The 4,749-nt window shown below is 73.7% G+C and carries 4 protein-coding genes; 2 read left to right on the forward strand and 2 right to left on the reverse strand.

Annotated elements, in window-relative coordinates; translation table 11 throughout:
* Positions 1–436, reverse strand: a 436-nt coding sequence (locus tag ABT085_RS43860) for a MerR family transcriptional regulator (protein ID WP_502982974.1), incomplete at its 3' end; no start/stop codon positions are given.
* A gap of 118 nt (positions 437–554) precedes the next feature.
* Here ABT085_RS43860 and ABT085_RS43865 point away from each other — a divergent pair.
* Positions 555–1,019: a hypothetical protein gene (locus tag ABT085_RS43865; RefSeq protein WP_351622081.1), complete on the forward strand. Its 465-nt coding sequence runs from the start codon at positions 555–557 to the stop codon at positions 1,017–1,019.
* On the opposite strand, the gene ABT085_RS43870 is transcribed toward ABT085_RS43865, so the two are convergent.
* Entirely contained in the window at positions 1,000–3,093 is a 2,094-nt protein-coding gene (locus tag ABT085_RS43870) for a SpoIIE family protein phosphatase (RefSeq protein WP_351622076.1), read from the reverse strand. The two genes, ABT085_RS43865 and ABT085_RS43870, sit on opposite strands and share 20 nt — an antisense overlap.
* Before the next feature lie 245 nt (positions 3,094–3,338).
* Between ABT085_RS43870 and ABT085_RS43875 the strand changes: the two genes are divergently transcribed.
* A complete protein-coding gene (locus tag ABT085_RS43875) occupies positions 3,339–4,730 on the forward strand; it encodes a diacylglycerol/lipid kinase family protein (protein WP_351622078.1) in 1,392 nt (463 codons plus the stop codon).
* Positions 4,731–4,749 lie beyond the last annotated feature (19 nt).

The raw sequence follows: 4,749 nt of genomic DNA on the forward strand, positions 1-4,749 counted from the left end.
GGCCCCGGCCCGGGGCCTGCCGTGAGCGGTCCGCCGGTGAACGGGCCGGCGGGACCGGACCGGACGCCTGCCGCCGGGCTCCGCCGGCCGCCCGCAGCGGACAGCCGGTGTCCAGACGGTCCGCCAGATCGGCGCGCAGTGCGGCGAGTTCGGCCATCCGTGCGTCGACGATCCGAATCTTGTCCGCGAACAGCGCGGACAGTGCCGCCGCGCTGTCCGGGGCCTCGCCGAGTTCCGCGAAGTGCTGTGCGATCTCCGCCAGGGTGAACCCGAGCGCCTGCGCGGTACGGACGTACTCGAGCCAGGGCACGGCCTCCGGCGGGAAGTCCCGGTATCCGTTGGGCAGTCGGCGGCTCTCGACCAGGCCGATCCGCTCGTAGAACCGGACGGTGTCCTTCGTCAGGCCCGTCCGTGCGGCCAACTCCCCGATATGCATGGCCCTTTGCCGTGCCCTTCCGTCCGCTCCGTCCGCCCGATGGCCTTGACCTTGGAGCGTACTCCGCTGTTTACGGTGAGGCGCCGGTTGTCCAGCACCCATCAGGAGCCCCTCCGTGATCCCTCGTCCCGCTCCCGCCCGACCCGCCTATCTCCGTCTCGTTCGCGCGAGCGCCTGGTACGACCTCGTCGTCACGGCCGGTTTCGCGACACCATGGACGTACGCCCTGGTCCACGACGTCCTCGACGCGGCCGGTGACGCGTTCGGGTGGGGCACGCTGCCCGCGCTCGATCCGACGCAGACCATGTACGCGAACCTGATGGGCTCGCTCGTGGTCGTCTGGTCCGCCCTGCGGCTCCTTCGGCCGGTCGCGGTCCACGGCCTGTTCGACGGTTTCGCCCGGGTGCTGTTCGCGGCCTGGGAGGCGTACGCGCTGGCGCACGGGGCGACGCGAGTGCTGTGGCTGTTCCTCGGTGTCGAGGTGGCGTTCGGGGTGCTCCAGCTCGTGCCCTGGTGGCGTCGGCGCACCGGTGCGCCGGCCGGGCGGACCGGCGGGCCCGTGTTCAGGGCCGCAGGCGGGTGACCGGGGTGAACGGACGGGCGCGGGCGATCAGCAGCGCGACGTCGTCGTGGTCCTGCGGGTTGCGGAGGTTGCGCAGCAGCCGGTTGCAGATCTCCTCCAGCGTGCACTCCGGAGCGTCGAGCAGCCCCAGCAGCACGTCGAGCCGATCGTCGAGGTGCCCGTGCCGGGTCTCGACCAGACCGTCGGTGTACAGGACCAGTTCGTCGTCCGGGGCGAAGCGCAGCGTCGTCGACTCGAAGGGGACACCACCGACACCGAGCGGGGTGCCGGTGGGCAGTTCGAGCAGCCGCGGCCCGGTGCCGTCGCTCACCACCACGGGCGGCATGTGGCCGGCGTTCGCGATGCGCAGCTCGGCGCGGTGCGGGTCGTAGACGGCGTAGACGCAGGTGGCGATGTACTGCTCCAGCCGTGAGGTGATCGTGTCCAGATGCTGGAGGACCTGGGCGGGGTCCAGGTCGAGCTCGGTGAAGGCAGCGGTCGCGGTGCGCAGCCGGCCCATCGCGGCGGCCGCGTGGATGCCGCTGCCCATCACGTCCCCCACGACGAGCGCGGTCCGCTCGCCCGCCAGCGGCAGTACGTCGTACCAGTCGCCGCCGACCTCGTAGGCGGCGACCGCGGGCAGATAGCGCGAGGCGACCCGCAGACCGGGGAGGTGCGGCGGGTGGTCGGGGAGCAGGCTGCGTTGCAGGGTCTCGGCGGCGTTGCGCACGCTCTGGTGCGTGCGGGCGTTGTCGATGCAGACCGCGGCGCGCGAGGCGAGCTCGGTGGCGATGGCGAGGTCGTCCTCGTCGAAGGGCCGCGGATCACGGGCGCGGGTGAGCGCCAGGAACCCGAGCGTGGTCCCGCGCGCGTTGAGCGGCACGGCCATGTACGAGTGCACCCCGGCCCGGGCCAGCAGCACCGCCGCGTGTTCGTCGCGGGCGATCCGGGCCAGGTCGGTGCCGTCCGCGTGGCTGATCAGCACGGGCCGCCCGCCGCGCACGCACTGCGTCACCGGACTCTCGGCCTCGTACCGGGTGATCGTGCCGGGCGGGTCGGCGGCCAGGAAGGCGTCGGTGGGGTAGGCGGCCTTCACCGCGAGGGCACGAAAGAACGCCGGGCCGTCCCGGGAGGCGGGCCGGTGCTCGTCGAGCATGGAGTCGAGCAGGTCGACGGCGGCCACGTCGGCGAACTCGGGCACCGTCACGTCCGCCAGCTCCCGCGCGGTCTGACCGACCTCCAGCGTGGTGCCGATCCGGGCCGAGCCGTCCGCGATGAGCGCCAGCCGGCGCCGTGTCTCGCCGGCCTCCTGCGCCGACGCGTGGCGCGCGGTGACGTCCACGACGAGTTCCGCCACCCCGAGCACACGGCCGACGGAGTCCTCCAGCCGGTACATCGAGATGGTCCAGGCGTGGTCGTGCCCGGGGTCGGCCGGGGTGCGCCCCACGACGGTGGACTCCTCGATCAGCGGGGCCCCGGTGCGCAGCACCTGGTTCAGCGCCGCCTCCGTCTCCTCGAACGCCGGCGACGACATGACCTCGCGGTAGTGGCGGCCGAGATGGTCCGCCGCGGGTATTCCGTGCATGCGTTCCAGGGCGGGGTTCACGGACACGTACCGGAGGTCGGGGTCGAACATCGCCACCCCGACCGGTGACTGGGAGATCAGCCGGGTCGACAGGGCCACGTCCCGTTCCAGCTCGCGCAGGGTGGGGGAGTCGGCGCCGAGTCCGAGCGCGTAGTACTCGCCCTCGTCGCTCAGCAGGCGCATGTTGCGCAGCTCCACCTGCCGCGTGCTGCCGTCCTTGCACCGGATGGGGAAGATGCCGGCCCAGCTCCGGCCGGTCTCCATGACCTCGGCGAAGGTCTTGATCACCCAGTCCCAGTGCTCCTCGTGCACGAGCACATGCACGGCGTACCGCCCCAGGGCCTCCTGCGACGAGTAGCCGTACAGCTCCTCGGCCTGGGGGCTCCACAACACGATCCGGCCGTCCGCGTCGAGCACGACCGCCGAGACGTTCAGGAGGTCCATCAGCCCGGTCGGCCGGTCGCCCACCGCGACTGCGAGAGCGGGGGGCGGCCGCTCGGGTCCGCTCATGGCGGGCACTCCTTCCGGCCGCAGGACGGGCGCCGCCCCCTTCCGGCGGGAGCGCTTCCTGCCGGTGCGCAGGCGCCTCGGCTTCCATGGTCCCCCCGATGCCCGGGATCGCACACTTTCGCGCGGGTTCACCGTCGCGGGTTGGGGGCAGATGATATGCACGCAGCGCCCCGCACGATCTTGCCGGCCTGCATCCGGAGTGAGGGACGGTGCCGCACACGGGCGCCTACCCGGGGAAGGGGCTCATGGCAGCGACAGGGAGTGGGCGAGGGCAGCACCGGCAGGCGTGGGCCGCCCGGGGGGCGCTGGCCGCCGCGGCGGCGGCCGCGCTGCTGCCCCTCGTCTACGGGGGGCTGGGCGGGCTGGTGCTCCTGGCGGTCGGACTCCTCGGGCTGGCCGTCACCGCCGCCGCGCTCTGGTGGACGCTGTCCCGGCGCGGCGTGGTCCGGGCGGCGGCGATGGTGCTGGCGGCCGCCACCCCCGTCGTCGTGGTCACCCTGTTCGTCGCGGTGGGGCTGCTGTGGGTGATCGCGCTGTCCGTGCTCCTGTGGTGTGCGGCCGTGTGGAGCGGACGGTACGCCCTGCGCAGCACGGACCTGCGTCCCGTACGGATGAAGGAGCACCGTACGCCGCCGCCGAAGCGGCCCTTCCTGATCCTCAACCCGCGCTCCGGCGGGGGCAAGGTAGAGAAGTTCTCGCTCCGGGAGAAGGCGGAGCGCCTCGGCGCCCGCGTCGTGCTGCTCGACCCCGCACAGCACCAGGACGTCACGGAACTGGCCAGATCCGCGGTGGCCGGGGGAGCGGACCTGCTGGGGGTCGCGGGCGGGGACGGTACGCAGGCGCTGGTCGCCGCCGTGGCCGCGGAGCACGATCTGCCGTTCCTCGTCATCTCGGCCGGCACCCGCAACCACTTCGCCATGGACCTGGGCCTCGACCGCGACGACCCCTCCACCTGTCTGGACGCGCTCACCGACGGGGTGGAACTGCACGTCGACCTCGCCTTCGCCGACGACCGGCCGTTCGTCAACAACGCCTCCTTCGGGGTGTACGGGGCCGTGGTGCAGGAGCCGGGCTACCGCGACGCCAAGGTGGGCACCGCGCTGGAGGTGCTGCCGGACCTGCTGACCCGGCAGCGCGGTCCGCGGCTGACGGTCCGCGCCGACGACACCACGCTCGCCGAGCCGCAGGCCGTGCTGGTGAGCAACAACGCCTACCGCACCGGCGACCCCTTCGGCTTCGGCCGCCGCGAGCGGCTGAACTCGGGGCGGCTCGGGGTGCTCGCCGTCCGCGTGGACAGTGCCGTGGAGGCGGCCGAGCTGGTGCTGGAGCCGAACCCGTCCGGGCTGGCGGCGCTGACCGCGCACGAGGTGGTCGTGGAGGCGGACGAGGCGCAGCTGGAGGTCGGTCTGGACGGCGAGGCGCTGCTGATGCCCGCCCCCGTCCGCTGCCGTATCGCGCGCCGCACGCTGCGGGTCCGCGTCCCCCGGCTGCGGCCCGGGGTGCCGGAGGCGCCGCCGCGCCTCGACTGGCGCCGACTGCGCAAGCTCGCGGCCGCGGTGAGCCGTACGGCCGTACCCGGACGGTCGGCCCGCACCCGCCCGTCCGTGCCGGACGACGGGAGCGGCGGCCCGCGCTGAGTGCTGCGCGGGCCGCCGC

Source organism: Streptomyces sp. NPDC002265, from assembly GCF_040296125.1.
GTDB lineage: Bacteria > Actinomycetota > Actinomycetes > Streptomycetales > Streptomycetaceae > Streptomyces.

Excerpts from the sequence above, each read along its gene's own strand:
- ABT085_RS43875 (WP_351622078.1), top strand. The coding sequence starts at position 3,339 with ATGGCAGCGACAGGGAGTGGGCGAGGGCAGCACCGGCAGGCGTGGGCC.
- ABT085_RS43870 (WP_351622076.1), bottom strand. The coding sequence starts at position 3,093 with ATGAGCGGACCCGAGCGGCCGCCCCCCGCTCTCGCAGTCGCGGTGGGC.